This window comes from Crossiella sp. CA198, from assembly GCF_052078295.1.
In the GTDB taxonomy this organism is placed as follows: domain Bacteria; phylum Actinomycetota; class Actinomycetes; order Mycobacteriales; family Pseudonocardiaceae; genus Crossiella.
Map to the genome: position 1 here is coordinate 349817 of NZ_JBQJIM010000005.1, position 25099 is coordinate 374915.

Annotated in this window: 33 protein-coding genes; 19 read left to right on the forward strand and 14 right to left on the reverse strand. The window is 69.5% G+C overall.

Features of this window, described 5'->3' with window-relative positions; translation table 11 throughout:
• The first annotated feature begins 4 nt into the window (after positions 1-4).
• The 9 genes from ACTOWY_RS10725 (at position 5) to ACTOWY_RS10765 (ending at position 7319) form a co-directional block, all read left to right on the forward strand.
• Positions 5-1879 carry a DNA polymerase gene (locus ACTOWY_RS10725; protein WP_441309444.1) on the forward strand — a complete coding sequence of 625 codons (1875 nt, stop codon included), beginning with the start codon at positions 5-7 and terminating at the stop codon, positions 1877-1879.
• 245 nt (positions 1880-2124) lie between these two features.
• A complete protein-coding gene (locus ACTOWY_RS10730; protein ID WP_441309445.1) occupies positions 2125-2529 on the forward strand; it encodes an HNH endonuclease in 405 nt (134 codons plus the stop codon).
• Between the two features lie 23 nt (positions 2530-2552).
• Positions 2553-2960, forward strand: a complete 408-nt coding sequence (locus tag ACTOWY_RS10735) for an endonuclease domain-containing protein (protein ID WP_441309446.1) — start codon at positions 2553-2555, stop codon at positions 2958-2960.
• The gene (locus tag ACTOWY_RS10740) at positions 2957-3298 is read left to right on the forward strand and encodes a hypothetical protein (RefSeq protein ID WP_441309447.1); all 342 of its coding nucleotides are present in this window, start codon (positions 2957-2959) and stop codon (positions 3296-3298) included. The genes ACTOWY_RS10735 and ACTOWY_RS10740 overlap by 4 nt, the downstream gene beginning before the upstream one ends.
• 589 nt (positions 3299-3887) lie before the next feature.
• A complete protein-coding gene (locus tag ACTOWY_RS10745; RefSeq protein WP_441309448.1) occupies positions 3888-4793 on the forward strand; it encodes an RNA polymerase sigma factor in 906 nt (301 codons plus the stop codon).
• A 4-nt stretch (positions 4794-4797) separates the two neighbouring features.
• Positions 4798-5292 carry a hypothetical protein gene (locus ACTOWY_RS10750; RefSeq protein ID WP_441309449.1) on the forward strand — a complete coding sequence of 165 codons (495 nt, stop codon included), beginning with the start codon at positions 4798-4800 and terminating at the stop codon, positions 5290-5292.
• A gap of 664 nt (positions 5293-5956) precedes the next feature.
• Positions 5957-6382: a hypothetical protein gene (locus ACTOWY_RS10755; RefSeq protein WP_441309450.1), complete on the forward strand. Its 426-nt coding sequence runs from the start codon at positions 5957-5959 to the stop codon at positions 6380-6382.
• 108 nt (positions 6383-6490) lie between these two features.
• Positions 6491-6814, forward strand: a complete 324-nt coding sequence (locus ACTOWY_RS10760) for a hypothetical protein (RefSeq protein WP_441309451.1) — start codon at positions 6491-6493, stop codon at positions 6812-6814.
• 79 nt (positions 6815-6893) lie between these two features.
• Entirely contained in the window at positions 6894-7319 is a 426-nt protein-coding gene (locus ACTOWY_RS10765; RefSeq protein ID WP_441309452.1) for a hypothetical protein, read from the forward strand.
• Positions 7320-7374: 55 nt separating this feature from the next.
• Here ACTOWY_RS10765 and ACTOWY_RS10770 read toward each other — a convergent pair whose 3' ends face one another.
• Together ACTOWY_RS10770 and ACTOWY_RS10775 are read right to left on the reverse strand one after the other, a co-directional pair.
• A complete protein-coding gene (locus tag ACTOWY_RS10770; protein ID WP_441309453.1) occupies positions 7375-7857 on the reverse strand; it encodes a DUF397 domain-containing protein in 483 nt (160 codons plus the stop codon).
• A gap of 17 nt (positions 7858-7874) precedes the next feature.
• Entirely contained in the window at positions 7875-8741 is an 867-nt protein-coding gene (locus ACTOWY_RS10775) for a helix-turn-helix domain-containing protein (RefSeq protein WP_441309454.1), read from the reverse strand.
• Between the two features lie 867 nt (positions 8742-9608).
• On the opposite strand from ACTOWY_RS10775, the gene ACTOWY_RS10780 reads away from it, so the two are divergent.
• The 7 genes from ACTOWY_RS10780 to ACTOWY_RS10810 all read left to right on the forward strand — a co-directional run bounded on the left by ACTOWY_RS10780 (position 9609) and on the right by ACTOWY_RS10810 (position 13784).
• Positions 9609-10064: a hypothetical protein gene (locus ACTOWY_RS10780; RefSeq protein ID WP_441309455.1), complete on the forward strand. Its 456-nt coding sequence runs from the start codon at positions 9609-9611 to the stop codon at positions 10062-10064.
• Positions 10065-10161: 97 nt separating this feature from the next.
• On the forward strand, positions 10162-10428 hold the full coding sequence (locus ACTOWY_RS10785) for a hypothetical protein (protein WP_441309456.1): 267 nt from the start codon (positions 10162-10164) through the stop codon (positions 10426-10428).
• 393 nt (positions 10429-10821) lie between these two features.
• On the forward strand, positions 10822-11175 hold the full coding sequence (locus ACTOWY_RS10790) for a hypothetical protein (RefSeq protein ID WP_441309457.1): 354 nt from the start codon (positions 10822-10824) through the stop codon (positions 11173-11175).
• A gap of 510 nt (positions 11176-11685) precedes the next feature.
• The gene (locus tag ACTOWY_RS10795; RefSeq protein WP_441309458.1) at positions 11686-11937 is read left to right on the forward strand and encodes a hypothetical protein; all 252 of its coding nucleotides are present in this window, start codon (positions 11686-11688) and stop codon (positions 11935-11937) included.
• A gap of 2 nt (positions 11938-11939) precedes the next feature.
• Complete coding sequence (locus ACTOWY_RS10800) at positions 11940-12713, forward strand: DddA-like double-stranded DNA deaminase toxin (RefSeq protein ID WP_441309459.1); 774 nt, start codon at positions 11940-11942, stop codon at positions 12711-12713.
• On the forward strand, positions 12710-13174 hold the full coding sequence (locus ACTOWY_RS10805) for an Imm1 family immunity protein (protein ID WP_441309460.1): 465 nt from the start codon (positions 12710-12712) through the stop codon (positions 13172-13174). The genes ACTOWY_RS10800 and ACTOWY_RS10805 overlap by 4 nt, the downstream gene beginning before the upstream one ends.
• A gap of 241 nt (positions 13175-13415) precedes the next feature.
• Entirely contained in the window at positions 13416-13784 is a 369-nt protein-coding gene (locus ACTOWY_RS10810) for a hypothetical protein (protein WP_441309461.1), read from the forward strand.
• Between the two features lie 12 nt (positions 13785-13796).
• On the opposite strand, the gene ACTOWY_RS10815 is transcribed toward ACTOWY_RS10810, so the two are convergent.
• From ACTOWY_RS10815 to ACTOWY_RS10860, 10 genes are all read right to left on the reverse strand, one after another.
• Entirely contained in the window at positions 13797-14456 is a 660-nt protein-coding gene (locus ACTOWY_RS10815; protein WP_441309462.1) for a hypothetical protein, read from the reverse strand.
• A gap of 102 nt (positions 14457-14558) precedes the next feature.
• Positions 14559-15314: a DUF2334 domain-containing protein gene (locus ACTOWY_RS10820; protein WP_441309463.1), complete on the reverse strand. Its 756-nt coding sequence runs from the start codon at positions 15312-15314 to the stop codon at positions 14559-14561.
• Between the two features lie 67 nt (positions 15315-15381).
• The gene (locus ACTOWY_RS10825; protein WP_441309464.1) at positions 15382-16275 is read right to left on the reverse strand and encodes a phosphoribosylaminoimidazolesuccinocarboxamide synthase; all 894 of its coding nucleotides are present in this window, start codon (positions 16273-16275) and stop codon (positions 15382-15384) included.
• Positions 16276-16435: 160 nt separating this feature from the next.
• A complete protein-coding gene (locus ACTOWY_RS10830; RefSeq protein WP_441309465.1) occupies positions 16436-17017 on the reverse strand; it encodes a TetR/AcrR family transcriptional regulator in 582 nt (193 codons plus the stop codon).
• Positions 17018-17156: 139 nt separating this feature from the next.
• Positions 17157-18590, reverse strand: coding sequence for an adenylosuccinate lyase (gene purB, locus ACTOWY_RS10835; RefSeq protein ID WP_441309466.1), 1434 nt, complete (start codon positions 18588-18590; stop codon positions 17157-17159).
• A gap of 135 nt (positions 18591-18725) precedes the next feature.
• Positions 18726-19571: a hypothetical protein gene (locus tag ACTOWY_RS10840; RefSeq protein ID WP_441309467.1), complete on the reverse strand. Its 846-nt coding sequence runs from the start codon at positions 19569-19571 to the stop codon at positions 18726-18728.
• Positions 19571-20113, reverse strand: coding sequence for a SigE family RNA polymerase sigma factor (locus ACTOWY_RS10845; protein ID WP_441309468.1), 543 nt, complete (start codon positions 20111-20113; stop codon positions 19571-19573). Before ACTOWY_RS10845 ends, ACTOWY_RS10840 begins: the two co-directional genes overlap by 1 nt.
• 66 nt (positions 20114-20179) lie before the next feature.
• The gene (locus ACTOWY_RS10850) at positions 20180-20797 is read right to left on the reverse strand and encodes a TetR/AcrR family transcriptional regulator (protein ID WP_441309469.1); all 618 of its coding nucleotides are present in this window, start codon (positions 20795-20797) and stop codon (positions 20180-20182) included.
• A gap of 26 nt (positions 20798-20823) precedes the next feature.
• Positions 20824-21573, reverse strand: a complete 750-nt coding sequence (locus tag ACTOWY_RS10855; RefSeq protein WP_441309470.1) for a hypothetical protein — start codon at positions 21571-21573, stop codon at positions 20824-20826.
• Positions 21574-21605: 32 nt separating this feature from the next.
• A complete protein-coding gene (locus ACTOWY_RS10860) occupies positions 21606-22124 on the reverse strand; it encodes a SigE family RNA polymerase sigma factor (protein ID WP_247755244.1) in 519 nt (172 codons plus the stop codon).
• A gap of 162 nt (positions 22125-22286) precedes the next feature.
• Between ACTOWY_RS10860 and ACTOWY_RS10865 the strand changes: the two genes are divergently transcribed.
• Together ACTOWY_RS10865 and ACTOWY_RS10870 are read left to right on the forward strand one after the other, a co-directional pair.
• Positions 22287-23333, forward strand: coding sequence for a threonine aldolase family protein (locus ACTOWY_RS10865; RefSeq protein ID WP_441309471.1), 1047 nt, complete (start codon positions 22287-22289; stop codon positions 23331-23333).
• Positions 23334-23348: 15 nt separating this feature from the next.
• Positions 23349-23960 carry an HAD family hydrolase gene (locus ACTOWY_RS10870; protein WP_441309472.1) on the forward strand — a complete coding sequence of 204 codons (612 nt, stop codon included), beginning with the start codon at positions 23349-23351 and terminating at the stop codon, positions 23958-23960.
• On the opposite strand, the gene ACTOWY_RS10875 is transcribed toward ACTOWY_RS10870, so the two are convergent.
• On the reverse strand, positions 23932-24093 hold the full coding sequence (locus ACTOWY_RS10875; protein ID WP_441309473.1) for a hypothetical protein: 162 nt from the start codon (positions 24091-24093) through the stop codon (positions 23932-23934). The genes ACTOWY_RS10870 and ACTOWY_RS10875 overlap by 29 nt on opposite strands.
• Before the next feature lie 86 nt (positions 24094-24179).
• Here ACTOWY_RS10875 and ACTOWY_RS10880 point away from each other — a divergent pair, with 86 nt between their 5' ends.
• On the forward strand, positions 24180-24698 hold the full coding sequence (locus ACTOWY_RS10880; RefSeq protein WP_247755240.1) for a MarR family winged helix-turn-helix transcriptional regulator: 519 nt from the start codon (positions 24180-24182) through the stop codon (positions 24696-24698).
• Here ACTOWY_RS10880 and ACTOWY_RS10885 read toward each other — a convergent pair whose 3' ends face one another.
• Entirely contained in the window at positions 24699-25088 is a 390-nt protein-coding gene (locus ACTOWY_RS10885; protein WP_247755239.1) for a hypothetical protein, read from the reverse strand.
• Between the last annotated feature and the right edge of the window lie 11 nt (positions 25089-25099).

Sequence of the window (25099 nt, forward strand, 5' to 3'; positions counted from 1 at the left end):
GGTTGTGCGGGTACAGCATCACCGCATCGCAGGCGAACAGGTCGTCATCCGCGTGGCCGAGTCGCGCGCCGACCTGGACGAGTTCGAGCGTTGGGCCGCTGAGCAGGGACGGCGGCCGGTGGCGGTCGACACCGAGGCGACCGGGCTCAACGCGTTCTCCGCCGGGTTCCGGTTGCGCATGGTCCAGTTCGGTACCGCTCGTGAGGCGTGGGTCATTCCTGTTGACACGCAAGGAATCCCGCCCGAGATGAGTACAGCCGGACTGGGGTCTGCCCGGCGTGTTCTTGCCTGCCATCCGGCGCTGGTGGCGCACAACGCGCCCTTCGACGCCCTTGTGCTCGACCGGCACGCCGGGGTCGATCTGGACGCCCTGTGGCCGCGGCTGACTGATACCGCGATCCTGGCGCACCTGTGCGACCCACGCGGCCCGGAAGACGGCGGCCCGGGACTCAAACTCAAGGGACTGGCCGCGCTGCACGTCGACCCGGACGCGCCGGACACCGCCGACGGGCTCACCGCCGCGTTCCGCACGCTCGGCCTCACCACGGAAACCGGGTGGGCTCAGATCCCGCTGGACCACCCGACCTACACCCTTTACGCCGGACTGGATGTCATCCTGACGGCGCGTCTGCATACGGTCCTCGCCGACCTGGTGGCCGCCCGCGGCTTCACCCGGCTCGCCGAGTTCGAGGCCGCGGTTGCCCTGGTGTGCGCCAAAATTCAGCGCCGCGGGGTGCGAGTCGACCCGGAGTACCTGACCGCCTTGCGGGCGGATCTGCTCAGCGACGCGGAGCGGTGGACGGATGTCGCCGCCGGGTACGGGGTGCGCTCGATCAACGCCCCGGCGCAGGTCGTGAACGCGTTGCTGGGCATGGGCGAGACCCTGACCGAGATCACCAAGTCCGGCGCGCTCAAGGTCGACAAAGAGGTGCTGGCGCCGCTCGCGGACCTCGACCGTGAGTGGGAACGAATCGGTGCCCGGGAACCGAACCTGTTGGCGGATGCGGTAATCCGCGGCAAGCGGTCCGCCAAATGGGCGGTCAGCTACGCGGGTGCGATGCTCGACTACCGCGACGCGGACGATCGGATACATCCGTCGATTGCGTCCTTGCGGGCGCGGACGGCCCGCATGTCGATCAGCCGCCCGGCGCTGCAACAGTTGCCCAGCAAGGAAGCCAGGGTGCGGCGGGGCATGCTCGCCGACGACGACGCGTCGGTGTGGGGCTCGGTGGACTACCAGGCCGTAGAGATGCGCGTCATCGCAGCCCTGTCCGGCGACCCGGTCATGATCGAGGCTATCCGCGCCGGGCGGGACCTACACGGCTATACGGCCGAGCTGGTGTACGGGCCGGACTACACGCTGCGGCAACGGAACCTGATGAAAGGTGTGGGGCTGGGCAAGCTGTTTGGGGGCGGCGCAGACACCCTTGCCCGCCAGACAGGGGCACCGGTCGACCAGGTGCGCCACGCCACCCGCCGGTACGACCGGGTGTACCGCGGCATCACCCGCTACTCGGCCCGCCTGGTCCGGCGCGCGGAGTACGGGCGCAGGGAGGTCACCACACCGACCGGGCGCGTGATCCCGCTGGACCGCAACCGCCTGTACGCCGCGACGAACTACATCGTCCAGTCGACGGCACGGGATGTGCTCGCTGACGCGCTGTTGCGTGTGGACGACGCCGGGCTGCTCGACTACGTGCGGCTTCCGGTGCATGACGAACTGGTGTTCAGCGCGCCCGCCGACACCGCGCACGAGGTCGGCCGTGCCCTGGCCGAAACGATGGCGGTCACCGACTTCCTTGGTACGGGCGTGCCGCTGACGACCGATCTGGAGATTGGGGGGCGCTCGTGGGGGAGCCTGTACGAACTGGCCGCGTGATCCGGTGTACACGCTGCGGCACAACGGAAGCCGTGCGCGCCTACCCGGCGTGGCCGCGGCGATTGCGGCTGTGCAGGGAGCACGCCGCGGAGCACTTCAAGCGGGTCCGCCGGGATCAGTGCGCGAAAACCGTTGCTGTGTATGGGGATATCGCGCGCCGCGTTCGGCAGGCGGAGGCCCATCACGCGGCGCTGCGGGATGTGACCGTTGAGTACTTGGTGTGCACACCACAACAACTAGAGGACGTGTGCACGCTGCTGGCCGCCGCCGAGCAGCTGTCCGTCCGGTACTTCGCGGAGTTCACCGATCAGGCGTACCGGGTGTTCCCGTCCCGTCGCGACCGGGCCCGCGCGCGGGGGCACCAGGTCCGGGCAGCCGAGCGCGGCGCGTACCGCCTGGCGGTCGACGTGCCGTGGCTGCGCAGGCTCTACCGGGACCGCTGCCTGTACTGCGGGGCGCGCTCGGAGCACCTGGACCACCTGTGGCCGCTGGTGCACGGCGGCGACGATGCCGCCTGGAACCTCGCGCCCGCGTGCGCGCGCTGCAACTTGTCCAAGGGCGGCCGGTCGCTGGGGCAGTGGCTGCCGGGCCGTCTGGACGCCGTGCCCGCCGCGCACCGAGCCCAGTGGGTGACGTGGGCGCAGAGTTGACCCGGTGCCCACGGTGCGGAGCGGTGAAACCGGCCGCGGCGTTCCCGCGAGATGCCACGCGCCCCGGCGGGCGCCACCCGCACTGCTCGACCTGCCGCCGTGCCTACCGCGCCGGGCAGCGTGACGCCGCCCGCGACCGGCGGTACCGGTCCCGGTACGGGCTCACCGCCGACCAGGTCGACCAGGTCCGCGCCGACCAGCACTACCGGTGCGCGGTGTGCGGGCGGCACGAGGACCAGCTTCCGCACGGCCTGGTGGTCGATCACGACCACGTGTCGGGGCTCGTGCGCGGGCTGCTGTGCAGCACCTGCAACGCGCTACTCGGACTCGCCCGGGACTCCGCCGCCGTACTCGCCGCGGCACAGCACTACCTGCACAGGGCGGCCGAGGCCGCCGCGACCGTCGACACCGACAACAGGGGGACTGGATGACCATGCGCGCGGAGAAGTTCACGGTGCTCGCGCAGCGCCTGCGGGCCGCGGCGGACAAGGTGGAGGACTGGGCGGCCGTGGCCGAGGCGACCGCGGAGCAGCACCCGGAGGTGGTGCCACGGGTTGTCGTCGGCGGGGCGCTGCGACCAACCGAAGCGCTCGCCCTGGCCCGCGTCGACCAGGGCGTCACTGCCGGGCTGGACGCCGCCCGCGCCCATCTCATTCAGGCCGTGCTGGCCGCGGAGGCAGTGCCCGGCTACGTCGGCGCGGCCGAGCGGGCACTCACTCAGGGTCGCGAGACCGTGACCCGAGTAGAACCACCTAGCTCGACCGGGTGATAGCGGAGCACTCCGGCGACAACCGTGATACATGTCACGTTCGTTGTTGATCGTTCAACTATCACTCGAACGGATTAGTTGACGGACGGTCGTGTTTACGAATTCTGGAACGATCGCCCCATAATGTCACGGTCCGTATCCGGTCCAGTCACGCAGGGACAAAAGCCCGGTTACGCAACGTGATAGCGGCCCGTTACAGGGGTAACCGCGAGTGGTCGCGGACCGACTGGTCCATTTCCGAAGTGGGCGTTGCGTAACCGGCCTGCCCGTGTTTGGCTCGAACGAACCTAGACAAGACGGGCAGACGACACACGACGCCGGGGGGCAACGTGGACAGGGCGGCACACCAACGCAGGCAACGCACGAATCCCTTACGTGCCATACCCGTCTAGGTGACCGGGACGGCGTCGCCGTCCACAGTAGACAGACCGGCTGATCAGCCGAGGACCCGCCGGGGCATCCCCCGGTGCGGAGTGCACCAGCGCGTGCGGGGGCGCGCGGAGGGCCGCAGTAGCGCCCGCGCTGCCGACTATCTCTAGTAGACGGCCGCGCTGGATGCTGCGCGCACGAAAGAGGGGGGCGTACACGAGTGTGCAACTTCTGCGCGGGGACGAACGCGCGGGACCTGATCACCGACATCCGGGCGGGACTGGATGCGGCCAAACCACCGGAACACCGGGGCGCGGCGCTGCCGCGCATGCTGCGCTCGCTGGCCACCAGCTCGACCGCGGCAACCGACTACGCCGACCCGCGGTCGACACCGGAACTGCTGGCCGCGGTGGCCGAGGGCGACCGCGCGGCCGAGTCGGCGCTGTACCTGCGCGCCGCGCCGGAACTGGACAAGATCGCCTCCGCATCGGTGGGCAGCTCGGCCCTGGACCGGGAAGACCTGCACCAGGAAGGCGCGGAACGCCTACTTGCCGACGCGCGTTCGGGGAAGATCCGCAACCAGTTCGGCGGGCATCTGGGGCCGTATCTCGGCCTCGCCATCCGAGGCCACATGGTCAACGTTGCGGGCACGCAGGTGTGCGGCAAGCCGTCCGACCCCGGGCGGTTGACGCAGAAACTCCGGCAGTCCCTGCGCGCGACGGCAACCGTCGACGGCGAGTACGACATGGTGGCCGCCGCCGCCCACGCCCGCGAACACCATGGGTGGGCGCTGGACACGTTCTGGGCAGTCCGGGACGTGATGTTCGGGCAGTACGAACCGCTGAGCGCGGCCGAGATGGTCGCCGACGACGCGGTAGCCGACCGGCTCGCCCGGGTTGGGGTGATCACCGAGGTACGGGCGCTGCGCGCCGCGGCACGGCTGAGCCCGCGCGAGCGCGAGGTGATCGACGCCCTCTACGGCGAGGAGCAGTCCACGGTGAGCGCGGCCACCACGCTCGGGGTGTCCAGGCAGGCCGTGAGCAAGTCGCACCTGAGCGCGCTCGGGAAGATGCGCAAGCACGCGATCGTGAAGGGGGACAACGAGATTGCAGACGTGGCCGTGTAAGGAGATGCCGGGTGATCACCTCTCGCTCGCACGCACCGTCGACGGGGTGGTTGTGGTGATCAAGGAGACCGCGCAGCCCGGCGCGGCGGAGATGACGCTCCGGGGGGCGGAGATCGGCGAGGCCGCCGGGTTCCTGCACGGGCTGGCCGAGGGTGCCGACGGCGAACGGGAGTTCGGAGCGCTCTCCGTTGCCCGCGGCGTTGAGGCGGACACGGTGCTGTTCTCGGCCACCAGCGGCACCAGCCGGAGCCCGGTGAACTCGGTGATCCTGGCCAACGCGGCGGCAGGGGAGATCGCCGCGGCCCTGTGGACTGCCGCCGCAGACGCCGAGCTGGGCGGGCTGGACACGTCGACCAGCTCGGCCCCGGTCGCCGTGCCGCCCGAACTGGTGGCCGAGATGGCGCCGCGCGTGCTGGCGGTCGCCTCCGCCTACACCGCGCTCGGGCAGCAGCGCGCCGACGTGGTGGCCGCCGCCCGGTTCATCCACACGGGGCGGTGATGCCGTGGCGGCGCAGGACCCACCCGTGCCACCGGCCGAGCGCGGAAGCCGTCGCCGCCGCCGGAGCGGGGATCGGGTCGGAGTGGGCATGCCGGGAGTGCGGGGCGGTGCACGTCGTGGTCGACGTCGACATGCGCGAGTACGCCGGAATGGTTCAACAGGTAGTGCAATGGCTCAGGAAAGAGGGGGGAAATGAGCAGAGATAGCGTGATTCTTCACGTGGTCAATCCTTGTGAACATGGCATCGTGCATGATATTTGCGAGCTGACTCCGAACGCCGAGTTCACGATCAGCGCGTGCGTGAACTCACGCGGGCGGCGGCGGGTGCACCGGGTTACTCCAGAGAGCTACCCGCGGACAGTGCACCGCGCCTGACTAGGGTTCCCTGCCTGATCAGGTCGTTCGTCGACCTACTGAGCGGCCCGCCGGTCAGCGCGGCGTGAGCGGCGTGAACAACAACCGTGAACCATACTGTCGGCATGCAATTAGGGCGTGCTAACCTGCGTGCCAGGGGTGGACGTAAAAGCCAGCCCCAAGAGGCCCCCGCCCGGTTATCCGGGTGGGGGCTTTCTTTTTGTTGTGCACACCACAACGTAATGATTCGGATCGCTCGCGCGACGTAACGGGCGCGCTACCGACACGCACCACAGAGGGGACGCTCTACATGTACCGAATCGCCAGGCTTGCCGTTGCTGCCGCCGCGCTGACCGCGCTCGCCGGATGCGGCGGAAGGGACGCCGCCGCGCCGCAGAACACCACGAGCGCCGCCACCACCAGCTCCGCGGTGAGCACCAGCTCCGGCGGCGACGAGACCGTGCAAGGGGCCACGATCAAAGCGGCGCTGGACAAGGCCCACGGCAAGGCAGCGTGGCTGACGGCCGTGAAGTCGGTGACGCTGGACGGGGCCGCGGTGGTCGTGGTCGCCGACCTGCCGAAGCGGGACCCGGCGGCCGTGCCGATGTGCGAGGCCGTGTACGCCGCGGCCGAGGCGGCGAAGGTCGAGTTTCAGAGCGTGGCCGTGCGCTCGACCACCAACAGCACCCTGTCCAGCCGGAACAAGCTGTCCAAAGACACTGCCTGCAAGGCGTAGGGGCGGCCAGGTTGACCCGGGGCACCTGGACAACCAGGTGCCCCGTTCTGTGCGCGCCAACCATGATCGGGTTGGACGTGCACCGCTCTAGGTATCAGACTCGAACACATGTTCGATGCGGAAGCGTGGGATCGAGCCCACGAACTCGTTGCCGCGGTGCGCGATCCGCCCGTGGCCGTGGACATCAGGCTGGCCGAGCTGTACCGCCACGTCGACCCCGGGCCGGAGCGCGAGGCGGGGCGCCTGATCGTGAGGGCACAAGGGCTTCACCTGCCGGAGGTTGCCCGGGGGCAGCTCCACTTGTGGCGGCGGACGATCACCGGGGCCTACATGGGCTGGGTGACCTATGAGCTTCCCGGGCCGATCAGCCTCCCGGCGCTGCACGCGGCGCACTTCGTTCCGCGGACCCTGCTCAGGCCGGTAGTCGAGTAGGCCACGGTGCCGCCGGGGCGGTCACCACGCGGACGCGGATAGTATCGGGATCGTGGCTGACCGTAGCGACACAGAGCTAATGAGCCGACGGGAGGCGCGTTCCGCCGCCGTCCGGGCGGCCGTGCGTGCCCAGCCTGCGGTGACCTGGGCCGTGGTCGAGACCTGCCCGGCGGAGAACCTGCGTGACGCCGACGGCATGCCGACGCCGGACATCACCACCGCAGGCTACGGCGGCTACATCCAGCGGGAGCAGTTGCCGCAGTTTCGGGACGCCGTGTTTGACCACCTGGTCGCGCACGCCGACTATGCCGTACACGGTCGCGTTGAGACATGCTCGGTGCGCGACGGGCGAGTGTTCGTCGGGTGGGAGTGGGACGACGCGCCGACTCCCACCGAGCGGGCGCAGGTCGAGGCCGCCGAACGGGAAGCCCTGCGCGCGGAACGCCGTGCCGCCTTGCAGCTGGGTGCGGCGCGACGCCGGGCGCGTGAGGAACTCGGCGGCTGACAGCAACGGGGCACCCGGATGACCGGGCGCCCCGTTTTTCGTTGCGCTGCAATGGCTATGCGGGTGTAAGCGCCGGGTTGAACTCGTTGTCCATCGCGCCGAGCACGAAGGCGCTCCACTCGGCCGCATCGAACAAGAGCTCGCCGCGCCACTCGGCGCTGTTGCGCATGGCGACGAACACCGCGCCCGCGTGCGAGAGGAACGCGTACTCGACCCGTGCGCCATCGTTCGGATCAGCGCCGCGCCAGTCGGCGTGTGCGAGGTCGAGCAGCGGCCGGACGCCGTCCTTGTCGCCGCGGCGACCGGGGACGTAGATGCTCATCGGCCATGTGGCGCGCTCGGCCGGGTCGGTGATCAGCGCGAGGTGGGACGTCCAGGCTGTGCGAGAGAAGGTCAGTTCGCCGCGATGGCGGTTCTTGCTGTCTCGGACAGCAACCGCGTTCGGCCGGAACTCGATCTCCACACAGTCCTGCTGTCCGCCCCCTTCACTCCATCTGCTCTTGATCCAAGCAGCGTTGCTTGCCGAGTGTGGCGACATCGTGTGGCACTCCTAGTTCAGCGGGGATCAGCAAGCTCCATCATGATGGAGCTGGTCGCCTTCCAATCGAGCGCGACGGTCTCCGCGAGCCAGTTGAAGTTTTCGCTATACCCACTCACAGCCGCAGGGTTCTCGACGTAGATCGGTCCCTGGTGCGAGTCGAGGATGGCCACATCTGTGTAGGAGCGGTGCGGGAAGGACAAGACAGCGAAGGGCTGCCCCATGCTTGTGTGGAACTTGACCCTGGACGGGATCACCTGGATGTTGACCGTCTTCCCGTCATTCTGATTGATCATCTTGTGTAGTTGCTCTCGCATGATCGGGGCAACCACGGGGTCATCCTGGTCGAACTCAAGCACTCGCATAGACAGCACCGCGTGCACCGTCAGCGGGTTTTCACCGGTGAGCCGAGCCTGACGGCGCATGCGAATCTCAGTGGTCTTCGCAACCCCTTCCGGGGTGGTTGGCGGCACCCACAGTGTCCCGAGATTCCTGGTGTACGCCTGCGTCTGAAGCAGCCCAGGGACCAGTTCGTTCTGGAACGTCCGGAGTAGGTTCGCCTCGCTCTCCAGTTCAATGCGGTCGCCGAGCCCGCCGGGGCGTGCCTGGTCTTCGTAGCTTGCCCACCATCCGCGTACCCCGGCCCGCTCGTTCAGGTTGACCGTGTCGTCTCGCTCGTCTTCGGGTACGCGGTAGTGGGCGGCGAGCGCCAGGATGTCCCCGGTTGTCGGTGCCTGACGCGCAGTCTCGATCTTCGAAATCTTTGACTGCGGCCACCCCAAGACCTGGGCGACGGCGTTGGCCTTCAGCCCCTTGGCCTCCCGCCAGTCGACCAGTATCCGCGCGACCCATCGCTGACGGATGGTCGGCGCGTACTCCGCCATGCCTGCACCTCCCTTGCTGCCCTGGGCGTACTGATGCGCGGTACAGCCTACGGCCGCAGTTGATCTACCTCTCTTAGCCCGAATGAGTGTATGAGAAACTATTCTCGGGCAGCCTGCTTGCGTGGCGAGAATTTATTCTCCACCCTGGGTGTGCCCCGCTCCGGCGGGGTGGCGCGGGGATCAGCAATCAGCCGCGCCGGTGGACAGGGCCGGGTCCCTCCACGGCTCCCGGCCCTGTTCACCCCGCAGACGAGCACCACCATCCGCACGTGCCCCCGGCGCACGCGGAGTCAGCGGCCAGTCGTCCCCCGACGAATGGACGCGGCGGTGCTCAGGCGGGCGGGGCTACCCATCTCCCTCGCAGGCAGCCCCGCCCGCCCGCAAGCGGCACCCGCGTTGCAGGGGCGCGGGTGCCCCGAGCACGGTCGTGTCGCCCGGCGTTCTCCCCGCCAGGCGGCGTCTGGTCGCTGACGCGGCCGTGCTCACCCGGGTGGACGGGGCGGCTGGGGTCACGCCGACGCAGTCCCGTCCACCCGCCGAAACGGCGGCGGAGCACGGGAGCATGGCGCGGACCGTGCTCCGCCGTTCCCAACGGTGGACAGGGGTAGGGGCATGGTCAGTTCGATCGTGGACGCGTTGGCGGGGTTCGTCCTCACGCTCGCGTTCGTCAACGGGGCACGGTGTGCGCGGTGAACCGGCCGCCCGAACCGTTCCTGTGCGCCGGATGTCAGGCGCACCAACACAAGGCGGACCCAGGAGCGCGTTGCGAATGCCACGAGTGTGACTGCGGAGCTACCGCGTTCGTCAACAACATCGTTCCTGCGCAACAGGAATCGCCCGCACCAGCCGACACCGAGGGGGCCGACGATGCCCAGCACTGACTACCTCCACGGGATGGCGGCCGGGTTCGTCTCCCTGCTCATGATTCTGCTGCTGGTCGGCGCAGCGATGGTGTTCCGGGCCTGCCGGATGGAGGCCGAGGCCGCCGGGTTCGACGCGCACAGGCTCATCCAGGCCGAGCGCACCGGCGCGGCCGAGGCAGACCAGGCGGCGGCCGATCCTCTCTCCGAAGCCGAGCAAACCCTTGATGCCCAAGCGGATCGGCGCGACCACTACGCCAAGCTGAAGGATGGCACGTCTCAACACGCCGTGCCATACGGAACCGTCCGGATCGAACAGACGGGGCCGCAGAACCTCCCCGCTCCCATCATTCCCGTTGCGCGCCACGGCAATAGTCCGCGGCACGCATTGGTCCGACCCAGACAGCTCGACCAGCCCACAGAACAGATCCCTGTGATCCGCGACGTCCTAGCCGGGTTGTGACGTCATGGCTCGCTGGGAAACGGCGCGTCTGTCCCTTTCGGACAGAGAGCAACGGGACATACAGGTTGCGCTCTGGCACAAGCTAGACACGTGCGGCATGAACCTGTGGGGGGCAGCGCAGGCGCTGGATGTGCCGATGGACGTGATCAGGTCAATCTTTAGCGGCTTGGGGCGTCCGACATACCGGACGCTCAACCCTGATGAACGCCGCCGCCTCGCCGGTGTTGTCCGCGAGCTTGTTACCCGCAAATCCCCTGTGCCCATCAGCGATATCGCGGCGGTCATCGGCTACAGCTCCTACGCCGTCACCGCGCTGTTGGCCGAGCTGCAACGGGGATCTGAAGACCCGGCGGGGGTGGCGTGATGACAGGTAGCACAAGGCGGACTGACGAGCAGAAGACCAGGGACGCCAAGCTGTTCAAACGGCTCTACCTGGGCGAGATGTGGAGTACTCCGAAGATCGCGGCATATGCAGAGGTCAGCACACAGACTGTGTGGCGCACGCTGAGGAGCGCGGGCGTGCGGATGCGTCACCGCGGCCCGATTCCGAAGAGGAGTGGTGCCGAATGACTGTCGACGTCGCCGACGCACACGACCCCGGCGTGTGCCACCACGGCCCCAACACCGGACAGCCGCACAACTTCGCCGTCGACTCGGCCCGGGGCTTGGAATGCATGTGGTGCAGCGCAAAGCATTCGCCGCACCCGGTGTTCTGGACCGGCCACATCGTGTGGCCCAACCAGGGAGGGACGGACTCGTGATCCCCGGGGAAGACCACCTGCGGGACCTGTTCGAGCGCCAAGACAGGCTGCGAGGGCAGGCCATCCACCACATGCAGGGCACGCAGCGCGCGCAGATGCTCAGGGACCGCTGGGCGATAGTCGAGAACCGCGCGAAGCCGTTGACGTGGTTTCTCAACAACGAATCTCGGCCCGAACACATGACGGAAGCGCAGGCGGGCGCAGCGTTCCTCGCGCTGTTCCACGCGGTTGCCGAGCTGGGCAGCGATTTTGCGTACTGCATGCGCACGGTACGGGACGTCGCGGACGCCCTGTCGGCCGCGGAGAAGCTCCTCGCAGCCCGCCCTGACCGCGAGTCCACGCCCGACTGACCGCCCACAAGCCCCGGCGGGCATGCGCACCGCCGACCGCACAACAGGAAGGAGACCGACACGACACCGCTCTGACCCTTTCGCACGCCGGACGAACGCGACGCTGCGATGTCCGGCCCCGGCACGCGTTGTATCCCCAATGTGCCGGGGTTTCGGGGCCGGTACGCCTTCCTCGCCAGGTCGGGCGTACCGGTCCCGCCATTGCTGTCGACAAGGAGAGGTAACCCGATGGCGTGCCAGAAGTGCGGCGACGTTGGTCGGCTGCTCAGCAGGCCGGTCGTCACAGTGCACCGGCTAGACGACGAACGTACCGAGGTCGGCAGACAGGACCGGGGAGCTACCGAGTTTCCCTGCCCGGAGCCGAGCTGTACGGCAGGCGAGCGCGAGCGCCGCCGGACGAACGGCACATAGCCCCATCCGGCCACCCTCGGCCGGGTTTGTGGTGCACACACCAACGCCTGTCGGCCCCCGATGCCACCATGAGGTGAACCGAGCATCGGGGGCCGTCGTATGTCCGCTGGAGAGCTAGCCGCCCTGTACGGGGTCATCGCCGACGCGGTGGAGAACATGCCACTGCTGGACTACGCCGAGACCACCGATCGCGTCCAGGCCGAGTGTGCCACCGTGCTCCGCACCTCCAACCGCCCCGGCGGCGCCACGATCCCCGCCACGCTCGCCGGAATGACGGGTGACCTCCGGGAGGCTGCCACGGTCGCCGCCGCCGCGGTAGAGGCGCTGCGGACCGCCGCGAGGGGAGTCTGAGCGTGACCACCGAAACCGACGTCGCGGACGTCCTGCGCGCCGCCCTGGGCCGCTTGCCCGTGCCCGCCGTCCAGGGCTGCATCACCGAGCTGGACGACCTCCGCGGCCAGCTCGGCCGCGCCGCCGATGGCAGCGCCTCCACCGCCGGGGCCGAAGCGGCGGGGCTGCTCGCCCGGCTGGACGGGCTGCTGAACGACGCACTGAGGAATGCCGGCATGGCTGCGCGCGAGGTGGAGAACTGGGCCGCGGCCAAAGCGCCAACGGCCGCGCCACCGACGAAACCGGCGGCAGGCGAACAGCCGTCACGGCCGACGCCGACCGCCGATCCAGTCGCGAAATGGGCGCGAGACCCTCGGCCACCCGCAGAGGTCATGCGCGACGTGCTCACGGCATTGCCGGAGCGTCCCAACAGCGATGGACTGACGCGCGGGTTGTGGATCAATCCGAGCGAGCGGACCGGCCGCCAAGAAGTGAGCGGCCAAGCCGACCAAGCCGAAGCAGTCGCTGTGCTCAAGAAAAACGGCCTGATGCCCCCTAGCGGGTCGTTGAGCGTGACTGCGCACGTGGAAACCAAGGTCGTTGCGAAAATGCACGAGAGTCCCGAAACGCGTGACGTGCACCTGGCCATCAACAACGCCGACGGGCCTTGCAAGGGGCCGCGCAGCTGCGACCGCATCGCACCGATCTTGCTGCACCCCGGGCAGTCCCTCACGGTCTACTGGCGCACCGGCGATACGATCAAAACGAAGACATACACGGGTAGGGAACCGAAATGACGCCTGAACACTGCGTACACGCGACCGTCGTTCCCGATGACGAGCCCTTCGTGATCACCACGGCAGAAGACGTCGATCGGCTGTACGACTACGTGCATCAGCGCATCCGCGAACGCGGCGGAAGCCCCTTGTTCGTCGAACTGGCATACATGACGGACGTAGCCGAGGACGAATTCCCAGTCGCGGAGTTCCGACTCGGGCTCAACCCGCGCAATGGACGCGGCGTGCTCAGCTATTCCGGCATCGAGCCGCCGGGAACCTGGTTCAGCATCGATACCCAGACGACGCCCCCCGGCGTAGACATCACGGTGACCTACCAGGAATGGGGAGGCGAGCGCGACGTACCGGCCAACAGCGAGATCCCCGAAGAGGACACGAAGCGCGCCATGGTCGAGTTCATGACCTCCGGCGGGGCACTGCCCACGGTGATCGAATGGCAGGCAACGGGGGCCGGGCAGTAGCCCAGAACGGGTGACCGCCCGTTGCCCGCCGCGGCCGGACTCGGTATCGTCGCGGCCGTCCCGCTCCGGCTAGACGGTCCCCGCCCCGGCGGGGTTGGTCCGTCTTACTGCTTGACGCGCCATAAATCCCCGCGCTTGCGGAGTTGGTCCGGTACCCGTGCACGCCGATGACGCGACGGGGTATCTGTCCCCGCACATGCGGGGCTGCCATACGCAAGATTGCGACTGCGAGGGGACCTCTGTGCACCTTGACGTATCCCGTTGGCGCGCGGGTGCCCGTGATCCGGCCGCCAGGGAGGCCTACAACGATGACTCCCGCGACTGGCGGCGAACCATCAACGATGCAGTGCTTCCGCCGGAACTCCGCGAACAACTTGTTGCTGACCTGACCGCAAACGGGGACGTGCACGCCGCCGCTGATCGGCAAGGGCTGCACTCCAATGCGGTGTACGGCCGCATGCGCTGGGATCTTGAGTTTGAGGCGGCCATAGAGGCGGCGCTCAAGACGTACTGCGATCAGCACAACCCGAAGTGCGGCAGTGCGTCCGGCTACAAGTACTGGCGCGGGCGGTGTCGGGCCTGCCGCGCGGCACACCGGCCCGGCGGATGACGACGGGCGGCGTCAGTGCAGGTCAACCATGGTGTGTGGTTTATACTTGTTGGTGAGCATGCGGTTCTTCTCGCCGACCCGCCAGGCGGTGCACAGCGAGGAACCGTTGCGCAGCAGCTTGGCTACCGGCTTGGTGCGGGCGAACTCGGTCGGGTTCGAGGTCTGGTAGCAGGCCACGTCCTGGTAGTTGTTCGCACCGCAGATGCTGCGGGTCTGCCTGTCCTGCGCGGCCTTGAACTCCGCCGGGGTGAAGCCGCGGGTCAGCTTGTCGATGGTGGCGGTGGAATCGGGCGATGCCGGGCCGCCGTCCTTGCCGGCCAGGCTCAGCACCGCGGTCTCCCCGGTGACCGACATGGCCCAGAACCCGGTCGCGTCCGGGCTGGCGGCTACATCGTCCGCGCCGGTGTAGGTGTAGCTCTCCCGGCCGCTGGGGTCGGAAATGCGGAGCACATCGCCTGACCGCAGTTTCAGGCCGGTGACGTGTGCCTTGACGTAGCCGGATTCCGCGCGCCGCAGGGTCAGCGCGCCCTCGCCACCGGCAATTGTGTGCGCCACGTTTTCCTCGGCGCCGACCTTCTCGTCCTGGGGCACACTCGCCGCGGCTGCCGGGGCCGGGGTGGAAAATCCGAACGAGCCCGCCGCCGGGATGGCCATGGCGGCAACCAGGAACAATTTCGTAATTCTGTTCATACGCACCTCACCGCAGGGTTGGGAGGGGACGACCTCGATCGTCCGGTGCGGTGATTGGCGCCGTCACTCGTTCATGCGCCGTAATTATCCGGCATTCAGCCCACGACGTTCGGCGATACGGCCCAGACCGAGGTCTGCATATGTCCCACCGAGCGCGCCCAGCGCCAGCGCGCCGCTGATCGCACCGAGCACCGCGCGGGCCGGTTGCGGCCGGGACAACTCGGCCGCGTCCACCGCGATCCGGACCAGTCCGCCGCGCCGCCCGCCGCGCAGCGCGGCCCGCACCCACAGCTCGCCCCGGCCGACCTGGTGCACCCGGCCCCGGTGCAGCACCCCGGTGCGCAGGTCGTGCACGCCGGCGGCGTCCGCGCAGACCTCGAACCCCCTGCGCCGCAACGCGACCACCGTGCCGGCCGAGGCCAGCCAGCTCGGTGGCGCGAAGCACTTGGTGCGCAGTTCCAGGCGGTCCAGCACCGCGGTGGCGGCCAGCAGCCGCAGTCCGGCCTCGTGTGCGGGCAGGTCGGCGAACTCGGCTCGCCGCCAGATCCGGCCGCCTGCCCAGCTGGCCGCGGGGGCCAGCCTTGGCAGCGGCAGCCAGGCCCCGCTGGGCTGGGCCACGTGGTCAAAACCGTGCAGCACCAGGGCGTCCCCGGCCTGTTCGCGGGCCCTGATCCAGTCCAGCACGGGCGAGTCCCTGGTGGGGCGCTCGCTGTTGGGTTTGGGGGTGAGCAGCAGGGACAGCGGCAGGCCGCGCCGGTCCAGCGCGGCGGCGAACGCGGTGCACTCGGCCAGGGTCGCGCGGCCGATGCCCGAGAGCGAGACGAGCAGTCTGGGGCGCATGACCCTATTGCGCCATGGCCGCGTGACCACGACCTGCCACTGAGGTTGCGCGCAGGCGCAACTCTGCTTAAGCCTCCGGGGACGGCCAGTCCGCCAGCGAGCGGCCGGTGATCCGCTCGTACGCCTCGACGTAGCGGGCCCTGGTGGCCGCCACGACCTCCGCGGACAGTGGCGGCGGCGGGGTGTCCGAGGCCCGGTCCCAGCCCGAGGCGGGCGAGGTCAGCCAGTCGCGGACGTACTGCTTGTCGAAGGAGGGCTGGACCTGGCCGGGGGTGTAGCCCTCGGCTGGCCAGAACCGGGAGGAGTCCGGGGTGAGCACCTCATCGGCCAGCACCAGCTGCCCGGCGGAGTCCACGCCGAACTCGAACTTGGTGTCGGCCAGGATCAGGCCCCGGCTCTCCGCGTGCGCGGCCGCCCGGCCGTAGACGGCCAGGGTCAGGTCACGGAGCTGCCCGGCCTGCTCGGCGCCCACCGTCTCGACCACGGCGGCGAAGGAGACGTTCTCGTCGTGCGCGCCGATCTCCGCCTTGGTGGCCGGGGTGAAGATCGGCTCCGGCAGCCGGTCGGACTCGACGAGACCGGCGGGCAGTTCGACCCCGCAGACCGCGCCGGTGCGCCGGTAGTCGGCCAGGCCGGATCCGGTCAGGTAGCCCCTGGCCACGCATTCCACCGGCGCCATCGCCAGCCGCCGGACCAGCAGCGCGCGGCCGCGGACCTCGGCCGGGATGCGCGGGTCGTCCCAGGCCACCACGTGGTTGGGCACCACGTCGGCGAGCAGCTCGAACCAGAACACGCTCATCGCGGTGAGCACCCGGCCCTTGTCCGGGATGCCGTTGGGCAACACGAAGTCGAAGGCCGACATCCGGTCGGAGGCGACGAACAGCAGGTGCTCGTCGTCGACGGAGTACAGCTCACGAACCTTGCCCGCGGCGATCAGCGGGTAGTCGGCGAGGGAGGTCACGGCCTCACCCTAGGCAATGCACCGCACGTGACCTGCGTCGCACCACAGGTGTCAAGAACCGACAAACCGTGCCATCATCTCGGCAACAGTTTTCCGCCACTTTCTCGGGGATCGTCCGGCGGATTCGGGATCGCCCGGCTCGGGGGCTGGGCGATCCTTTTTATTGCCGGACCATCGCGGTCGCCAGGTCCAGCACCAGCGATTCCGGCACCGCCTCGCCCCGCAGCCGCCGCTGCTCGAAGCCCAGCACCAGCGCGCGCACGCCCAGCGCCAGGTACCCGGCCCGCCGCTCGTCCACCACCAGGCCGCGTTCGTCCCGGCGGCCGGTCAGCGATTCGGCGAACTGGCGGTCCGAGCGCACCGAGATCTCCCGCAGCCGGGTGCTGACCACCGGATCACTCTGCGCCAGCCCGGACAACTCGGTCTCGAAGGCCAGCAGCGGCGCGGCGTCCTTGGCATCGGCCGCGCGCAACCGCCCGGCCACGTAGACCGCGATCACCTGTTCCAGCGAAAGTCGCGGATCGCTGAGCTGTTGCAGATCGGCAATGACACGTCGGTGAATGTCCTCGATGACCGCAATCAACAGGTCGCGCTTGCTGCCGAAAATCGAGTAAATGGCGCCGGTGGTGAGGCCGGCCCGGCCCGCGATCACGCCAAGGGAGGCCCCGCGATGCCCTTCCTCGACGATGACTTCCCTGGCTGCTTCCAGTAGCGCGGTGCGGTTTCGGGCCTTCCCCTCCATCCGTGCGACCAAAGTTCACTCCCCAGTGACCCGACATGTTGTCTCGCGAGTCATTCTCAGGGGCGAATGTGCGCAATGCCCCGGTACTTAGAGGGTTCCGAAGTACCGGGGCACCAGTTCTGCCGGTTCGAAACCGGGTTCAGAGGATGGCGCCGGGGCTGTACTTGGCCGCCTCCGGGTACCGCGCCAGCACTGCTTCGATCCGCGTCACCACCGCGCTGACCTGCGCGCCCGCCGCGCCGGTGAACGGCAGCCGGTCGGCCAGCAGCGCGTCCAGCGCGACCCGGTCCAGCGGCAGCCGGTCATCGGCGGCCAACCGGTCCAGCAGGTCGTTTCGTTCCAAACCTTCACGAAGCTCCAGCGCGGTGGCGACCGCGTTCTCCTTGATCGCCTCGTGCGCGGTCTCCCGGCCCACTCCGGCCCGCACCGCGGCCATCAGCACCTTGGTGGTGGCCAGGAACGGCAGGTAGCGGTCGAGTTCGCGGCCGATCACCGCGGGGAAGGCGCCGAACTCGTCCAGCACGGTCAGGAAGGTCTCCAGCAGCCCGTCGAAGGCGAAGAAGGCATCCGGCAGCGCGACCCGGCGCACCACCGAACAGGACACATCGCCCTCGTTCCACTGGTCCCCGGCCAGCTCGCCGACCATCGAGGCGTGCCCGCGCAGGATCACCGCGAAGCCGTTGACCCGCTCGCAGGACCGGGTGTTCATCTTGTGCGGCATGGCCGAGGAGCCCACCTGACCGGGCTTGAAGCCCTCGGTGACCAGCTCGTGCCCTGCCATCAGCCGGATCGTCTTGGCCAGGCTGGACGGCCCGGCGGCCAGCTGCACCAGCGCGGTGACCACCTCGAAGTCCAGCGAGCGCGGGTAGACCTGGCCGACACTGGTCAGCACCTGGCCGAACCCGAGATGCCCGGCCACCGCGGTCTCCAGCCGGGCGAGCCGGTCCGCGTCCCCGTCCAGCAGATCCAGCATGTCCTGCGCGGTGCCCACCGGGCCCTTGATGCCACGCAGCGGGTACCGCGCGAGCAGGTCCTCCAGCCGGCCGAACCCGGTCAGCAACTCATCGGCCGCGGTGGCGAACCGCTTGCCCAGCGTGGTGGCCTGCGCGGCCACGTTGTGCGAACGCCCGGCCATGACCAGCTCGGCGTGTTCGGCCGAGAGCGCGCCCAGCCGGGCCAGCACCGCGACCACCCGGTCCCGCACATGCTCCAGGCTCAGCCGGATCTGCAGCTGCTCCACGTTCTCGGTGAGGTCCCGCGAGGTCATGCCCTTGTGCACGTGCTCGTGCCCGGCCAGGGCGTTGAACTCCTCGATCCGGGCCTTCACATCGTGCCGGGTGACCCGCTCCCGCTCGGCGATGGAGCCCAGGTCGACCTGCTCCAGCACCCGCTCGTAATCGGCCAGCGCACCGGCGGGCACCTCGATGCCGAGATCCACCTGGGCCCGCAGCACGGCCAGCCAGAGCTGCCGTTCCAGGACCACCTTGTGCTCGGGCGACCACAGGCGGGCCAGCTCAAGCGAGGCGTACCGGGAGGCCAGGACGTTGGGAATGCGCGGCTTGGTCGAGGTCACGTTCACACAGCCTAGTTGACCAGCGCGTATATGAGCACGTGGCGGTCGGCACCCCCAGTGTCGACCGCCACGTGGCCGACGCTGAAGATCAGCGCCGGCCACTGTGAGATGTCCGGATCCCCCCGTTGGTTCCGGCTAATTCAGGTTCAGCCCGGGATTGGTGACGATCCGGACCGCCTCGTTGTCGGTGAGCGCCTGCGGTACTCCCATCGGCACCCCAATCGTCCCCAGCAACTGGACCAGGGTGCCGTCGGTGCGGAAGTGGCTGACGGTCAGCATCTTCAACTTCTCGCCCTCCGGGACCCCGCTCGCGCCGATCGAGCCATTAAGGGTCACGATCTGCTCCTCGACCACCACCGTGCTGCCGTCCTTGCGCGGGAACTTCTGGCACCGGGTGCCCGGTCCCGGCTCCTCAGTGCGCGGCTTTCCGTTGACCGGCGGGTAGACCAGCACCGCGCACTTCTCGTTCAGGTTGAAGCCGCCCTGGTACTTCATCGCCTTCCCGAAGATGCCCAGGTTGTAGTTCTGCTCGCCGCTCGGGCCGACGAACCCGACGCCGATGGAGACGTGGTCCCAGTTGTTGGGCTGATACTGGTCAATCCGCCCCACCTTGAGCTGCGCGCCCGGCTTGGCCTGCTCGATGATCTCCGGCAGCTCGGCCTTGAGCCGTTCCATCTGCTTGCTGAGGTCCACGTTGGGGCTGGGCATATCCGACTGCCGTGGCGCCACGGTCACCGTGGGCCAGCTCGTCGGCGCGGCCGCCATCCCGATGTCCTCCTCGGCATCGCCCGGCAGCACCAGGCTCACCGAGAAGGCGGTCGCGGCCACCGCCACCGCGACGCCGAGGCTGACCCCGGTCAGGGCCCGCCGCCGCTTGTGCAGCTTGGCCGCGGTGTCGGCCACCCGGTCCGGGTCAAAGCCCAATGGCGGCTCCGCTCCGCCGATTCCGCGCAGATCGTCGATCAACTGGTTGTCCTTCATCACACGCTCCTCCCGGCGGCCGGCACGTACTCGACGTCCAGCCGCTCGACGACCGCGCGCAGGGCGTCCAGCCCCCGCGCGGCCTGGCTCTTGACGGTCCCTTCCGAGCAGCGCAACGCGATCGCGGCATCCGCGATGGACAGGTCTGCCCAGTAGCGGAGGACCACGGCGGCGCGCTGCCGCGGTGGGATCTCGGTGAGCGCGCGCAGCAGTAGGTCCCTGGTCCCCGTGGCCGGTCCGGCCAGTGCGGGATCAAGGTCGGCGCCGGGCTGGTCGGGCACCTGGCCGTCGCGGTTCTCGACGGTGCGCCAGGGTTTCCTTCGCTCGTCCAGCCAGCAGCGGAGCAGGACCTGCCGCGCGTAGTTGTCGACGGTGTTCTTCCGTTGCACCTTGGGCCAGGCCCGGTACATCTTGATCAGCGCTGTCTGCGTCAAGTCCTCGGCGAGGTGCCAGTCCGCGCACAACAGGTAGGCCAGCCGCCGTAGCGACATGGCTTTCGCTCTGGCGAACTCTCGATAGCTCGCGTCATCCTCGGCTCGCATCCAGCGCCTCCCATCACCCAGATCCGCCTTTACTCACGGAGGCAGCCGGGAACAGGTTGCACGGTGTCAGCCGCGGCCGGGCAGGTTCGCCCGCAACATCCGGCGGGCGCCGTCCCTGGGATCCGGGTTGCTCTCGATCAGCGCGTTCACCACCGCGCCGTCCACCAGCGCGACCAGCTCGTTCAGCCTTTCCCGGCTCACCGGGGTGCCGGAATGCGCGAACAACTCGGTGAGCAGGGCCATCAGCTCCTCGCCAAGGCCGCGCATCAGCTCGGTGAGGAAGGGCCGCCGGGCGCTGCCGACCAGGCGTTCATAGCGCAGCAGCACCGGCTCCAGGCCGCCGTCCCTGGAGGCGCGGCCGAGCAGCAGGTCCAGCATCAGCTCGACCAGGTCCGCCGCGCACACCGGACCGTCCCGGTCGGACAGCTCGTCCAGGCAGGTCCGGCCGAAGGTCAGCTCGGCCCGGGAGCTGTGCTCGATCGCGGCCGCCACCAGATCGTCCAGCGAGCTGAAGTAGTAGGTGGTGGAGGCCAGCGGCAGTTCGGCCCGCTCGGCCACCGCGCGATGCCGGATGGCGTCGAACCCGCCCTCGGCGAGCAGCGCGGCGGCCGCCTCGATCAGCGCGTGCCGCCTGCGCTCGCCCTTGGGCGTGCTCGCGGGATGTCTGCCGGGGGTCTCGGACATAACCCGCGATCGTGCCAGAAACGGACTCAGAACACCTCGGAGAGCGCCTTGGCCAACCGTTCCAGATCAGCGGCGTACGGCGGGGTGGGCTTGCCCTTGACCGGTTTGCTGAACAGGGTCAGCGGGGCGCCCTTGGCGGTGTAGGCGGTGTAGCCGCGGCTACGCTCCGGCCCCTCGAACGCCTGGCCGTTCCTGGCCATCGGGCCGCCGTCCGGGCCGAGCACCACGGTCAGCTCGCCGTCGGGCAGCTTCAGCGCGACCCCACGCGAACCCGGTGCCGTGCACAGCTCGCCCTGGGGCTGTTCCAGGGGAAGGGAGGTGACGGCCGGAAGCTCGGCGGCGAGGGCGGCTGCGAGCTTCCGGTCCGCCATCCCGCACCCTTCGGTGCCACCGGCCGAGGGGCCGGCGCTCGCTGATGTTTCCCCCTGCTTGGAAACATCAGGCGAGGTCTTGGGGTTGGACCGGCTGGTGCCGGGGTTGCCGGGATCCGCGGTGGAGGCATCACCGCCGGGGCCGCGCAGCACGCCGCCCTCCGCCGTGGCCTCACCAGAGGACGCCGTGTTCGCCGGGGTCGGCTCCGGTCCGAGCAGGTTGCTCACCACCAGCGTGCCGCCGAGCAGCAGCGCCGCGCCGAAAGTCGATCCGGACAGGATCAGCTTCCGTTGCCGCGCGCTCGCCCGGTGCGAGGCGGTGACCACGTCCTGCTCGTTGAAGGACGGCGGTGGCACCTCACGCACGGCATCGCGGAGGGCGTCCGCGAGTTTGTGCTCGTCCACCTACATCCACCTCCTCGACCCGATGATCCCGCTCATGTGGCGGACCTCAGATCGTCCAGTGCGTCACCCAGCGCCTCCCGCAGGGCATCGAGCCCGCGGGCGGTCTGACTTTTCACGGTTCCCTCCGAACAGCCCAGCGCCTTGGCCGCGGCCGAGACGTCCAGACCCTCCAGGAACCGCAACACGAGCACCGCGCGCTGACGCGGCGGGACCCGCCGCAAGCCGTCGAGCAGAGCCGACCTGGTGGCCACCGAGTCACCGACCTCCGGTGTGCTCGCCGGAGTCTCCGGCAGCTCGTCCACGACGCGTTCGCGCCGCCACGGCCGCCGGGACTCGTCGATCGACGCGCGCACCAGCGTGCGTCTGACATAGGCATCCAGGGCACCCTTGTCCCTGACCTTGCGCCAGCGCCGGTGCAACGCGACGAACGCGGTCTGGGCCAGGTCATCCGCCCGGTGCCAGTCGCCGCAGAGCAGGTAGGCCGTCCGTCGCACCGCATCGCGCCTGGCGAGGAAGTACTCGGCGAACTCCTGCTCCTCGTGATGGTCCACGCGGAACTCTCCGCTCGTCTGCTTGCACCTACTGGACGAAACAACTGCGCACAACGGTTGCACGTTCCCGGGAAGAGATCCACGTCACCCCCCGCGTGCCCGAGCCCGCGAGCTGGGCATTCGCCGCTCGATCCGCGGCGGCGAGTGTGGTGTGATCGTATCGTGACCTACTCGGCTCCGATTGACCTGCGATCGGACACCGTCACCAAGCCCGATGACCGGATGCGCGCGGCCATGGCCGCCGCCGAGGTCGGTGACGACGTCCTGGACCGCGACCCGACGATGCGCGCGCTGGAGGAACGCGCCGCCGAACGACTCGGCATGGCCGCCGCGCTATGGGTGCCCAGCGGCACCATGGGCAACATCATCGCGCTGATGATCCACCTGCGCCGCGGCGACCGCTTCCTGGCCGCCAAGGACGCGCACGTGCTGCAGAACGAGCTGGGCGCGCCCGCCTGGCTGGCCGGCGGCATGCCTGCCGAACTGCCCTGCGAGCTGGGACCCGGCCGGATGGCGCCGGAGACCGTGCGCGCGGCGGCCGGCGCCGCCGGTCCGTACTACGCGCTGCGCACCACGCTGCTGTGCCTGGAGAACACGCACAACGCGGCCGGTGGCGCGGTGGTGCCGATCGAGGAGCACACCCGCCTGGTCGCCACCGCGCGCCAGACCGGGCTGCGGGTGCACCTGGACGGGGCCCGGATCTGGAACGCCTCGGTGGCCCTTGAGGTGCCACCGGCGGCGCTGACCGTGGGCGCGGACTCGGTGCAGTCCTGCCTGAGCAAGGGCCTGGGCGCACCGGTGGGTTCGGTGCTGGCCGGGTCGGCGGAGTTCGTCGACGAGGCGCGCCGGGTGCGCAAGATGCTCGGCGGCGGGGTCCGCCAGGGCGGTGTGCTGGCCGCGGCCGGACTGCTCGCGCTGGAGCGGGTGGGCGAGCTGGCCGAGGACCACGCCAACGCCCAGCTGCTCGCCGACGGGCTGACCGAACAGGGCTGGCGGGTGCAACGGCCGCAGACCAACATCCTGCTGGCCGGGGTGCCGGACCTGGACCTGGCGTTGCAGCGGCTGACCGGCGCGGGCGTGCTGGCCACGCCGATGGCCGGGCAGGTCCGGTTCGTCACGCACCGGGATGTGGACCGGGCCGGGATCGTGGAGGTCCTGCGCCGGATCGAGAAGGAAGACGTGCTCCGCAACCAGACCGCGGCGCGATAAGGGGAGAGGGAACACATGTACTGGGTGGTTTTCGACTACGGCGAGGTGCTCAGCCGGAAGACGGCCGCGCTGCCCGCGCTGGCCCAGCAACTCGGCGTGACCGCGGCGGAGTTCGAGCCCGCCTACTGGGCCGAGCGGGAGGCCTATGACCGCGGCTGCCCGGACGCGCAGTACTGGCGCGCGGTGGGCGATCGGCTCGGGGTCGCGGTGGACGAGGAGACCGTGGTCGCGCTGACCAAGGCCGACGGCGAGGGCTGGCTGGTCTTCGAGCCGGCAGCCGAGGCGCTGCTGGACGAGCTGCATGTGCGCGGGGTGCCGCTGGCACTGCTGTCCAACGCGCCCGCCGCCTTCGGGCGTGCGGTGGAGCAGCGGGACTGGTCGGCCAAGTTCCGCACGCTGGTCTTCTCCGGCGACCTGAAATACGCCAAGCCCGACCCCGAGATCTGGGCCGAGCTGGTGCGCAGGCTGGATGCCCTGCCGGAGCAGTGCGTGTTCTTCGACGACCGCCAGGTCAACATCGACGGCGCGCTGGCCGCGGGACTGGACGCCAGGCTGTGGGCCGGGGCGGCGGACGCCCGCGCCTACCTGGCCGGGAAGCTCAGTGGATCTGGCGGTTCTGCTTCTTGACCCAGGCCACCGCGGTGGCCCCGACGAAGATCACGCCACCCACGATGGCCAGCCAGAACAGTCCCTTGACCAGGAACCCGATCACGGACAGGGCGATCCAGCCGACCAGCAGGATCCCGATGATCATCAACATAACGCTCTCCCCTCGCGAACCTCTCGGTCGATGAACGATCGAACGGCCAGCGGAGTTCCATCCGGCCCTTTGGCAATAATGGCCAGGTGAGCGAACCACGCTGGCTGAGCGAAGCCCAGATGCGCGCCTGGGTCCACTTCCTGGACGCCAGCCGCCTGGTGGAGGAGCGGGTGGCCCAGCAGCTGCGCCGGGACCACGGCATCACGCACTTCGAGTACGAGGTGCTGGTGCGGTTGTCCGCGACCCCGCAGCGGCGGATCAGGCTGGCGGACCTGGCGGCGCAGGTGGTGGCCGCCAGGCCGCGGCTCACCCACGTCATCGACCGGTTGCAGCAGCGCGGCTGGGTGCGCCGGGAGGCGGTGCCCGATGACGCCCGCGGGTACTTCGCGGTGCTCACGCCGGAGGGATACGCCGCGCTGGAGAGCTTCGCGCCCAGCCATGTGGAGACGGTGCGGGCCGCGCTGATCGACCAGCTCACCCCGGGGCAGATCGACGCGCTGGGCGATGTCATGTCGCACCTGTCGGTCAAACTGCGCTCGGACCGCGAGGGCGGTTGCGGCTGGCCGTCGGCGGGAGTGCGCGGCACCGGCACCGAATCCGGCTGATCAGCAGTCGTTGTACTTGGCCCCGATCGGCGGGAACTCCTGGAGATCGGCCCACAGTGCGAGACAGCGGCCGTTGGGGTTGAACGGCGAGGCGACCAGGGTCACCACGAACTTGGCCACCGGTCCGCACAGCGCGTTGGCCGGTGCGGGCACGATCACGCTGCACCCCAGCGAGACCAGGGTTTCGCCGCCGGTCTTAGCCGCGTCGTAGAGGAACTTGGTCTCCTCCTTGGTGAACTGGTGCCGCAGGCCCTGCTGGGCGACGGCGAGTTCAGCTCCGGAGAGGGTCATGACGGGTTCGGCGCTGGCCGGGGCGGACAGGCCGAGGCCCGCGACCACGGTGACCACGGCGGTGGCGGCCAGGCGGCGGAGGAAGGTCGAGGCGCGCATCCGTTCGTCCT

Bases quoted from the DNA above. Each gene is read 5' to 3' on its own strand.
- ACTOWY_RS10740 (WP_441309447.1), top strand. From the start codon at position 2,957: ATGACCATGCGCGCGGAGAAGTTCACGGTGCTCGCGCAGCGCCTGCGG.
- ACTOWY_RS10750 (WP_441309449.1), top strand. From the start codon at position 4,798: ATGCCGGGTGATCACCTCTCGCTCGCACGCACCGTCGACGGGGTGGTT.
- ACTOWY_RS10755 (WP_441309450.1), top strand. From the start codon at position 5,957: ATGTACCGAATCGCCAGGCTTGCCGTTGCTGCCGCCGCGCTGACCGCG.
- ACTOWY_RS10760 (WP_441309451.1), top strand. From the start codon at position 6,491: ATGTTCGATGCGGAAGCGTGGGATCGAGCCCACGAACTCGTTGCCGCG.
- ACTOWY_RS10765 (WP_441309452.1), top strand. From the start codon at position 6,894: ATGAGCCGACGGGAGGCGCGTTCCGCCGCCGTCCGGGCGGCCGTGCGT.
- ACTOWY_RS10770 (WP_441309453.1), bottom strand. From the start codon at position 7,857: ATGTCGCCACACTCGGCAAGCAACGCTGCTTGGATCAAGAGCAGATGG.
- ACTOWY_RS10775 (WP_441309454.1), bottom strand. From the start codon at position 8,741: ATGGCGGAGTACGCGCCGACCATCCGTCAGCGATGGGTCGCGCGGATA.
- ACTOWY_RS10780 (WP_441309455.1), top strand. From the start codon at position 9,609: ATGCCCAGCACTGACTACCTCCACGGGATGGCGGCCGGGTTCGTCTCC.
- ACTOWY_RS10785 (WP_441309456.1), top strand. From the start codon at position 10,162: ATGAACCTGTGGGGGGCAGCGCAGGCGCTGGATGTGCCGATGGACGTG.
- ACTOWY_RS10795 (WP_441309458.1), top strand. From the start codon at position 11,686: ATGTCCGCTGGAGAGCTAGCCGCCCTGTACGGGGTCATCGCCGACGCG.
- ACTOWY_RS10805 (WP_441309460.1), top strand. From the start codon at position 12,710: ATGACGCCTGAACACTGCGTACACGCGACCGTCGTTCCCGATGACGAG.
- ACTOWY_RS10820 (WP_441309463.1), bottom strand. From the start codon at position 15,314: ATGCGCCCCAGACTGCTCGTCTCGCTCTCGGGCATCGGCCGCGCGACC.
- ACTOWY_RS10830 (WP_441309465.1), bottom strand. From the start codon at position 17,017: ATGGAGGGGAAGGCCCGAAACCGCACCGCGCTACTGGAAGCAGCCAGG.
- ACTOWY_RS10840 (WP_441309467.1), bottom strand. From the start codon at position 19,571: ATGAAGGACAACCAGTTGATCGACGATCTGCGCGGAATCGGCGGAGCG.
- ACTOWY_RS10845 (WP_441309468.1), bottom strand. From the start codon at position 20,113: ATGCGAGCCGAGGATGACGCGAGCTATCGAGAGTTCGCCAGAGCGAAA.
- ACTOWY_RS10850 (WP_441309469.1), bottom strand. From the start codon at position 20,797: ATGTCCGAGACCCCCGGCAGACATCCCGCGAGCACGCCCAAGGGCGAG.
- ACTOWY_RS10870 (WP_441309472.1), top strand. From the start codon at position 23,349: ATGTACTGGGTGGTTTTCGACTACGGCGAGGTGCTCAGCCGGAAGACG.
- ACTOWY_RS10875 (WP_441309473.1), bottom strand. From the start codon at position 24,093: ATGTTGATGATCATCGGGATCCTGCTGGTCGGCTGGATCGCCCTGTCC.
- ACTOWY_RS10885 (WP_247755239.1), bottom strand. From the start codon at position 25,088: ATGCGCGCCTCGACCTTCCTCCGCCGCCTGGCCGCCACCGCCGTGGTC.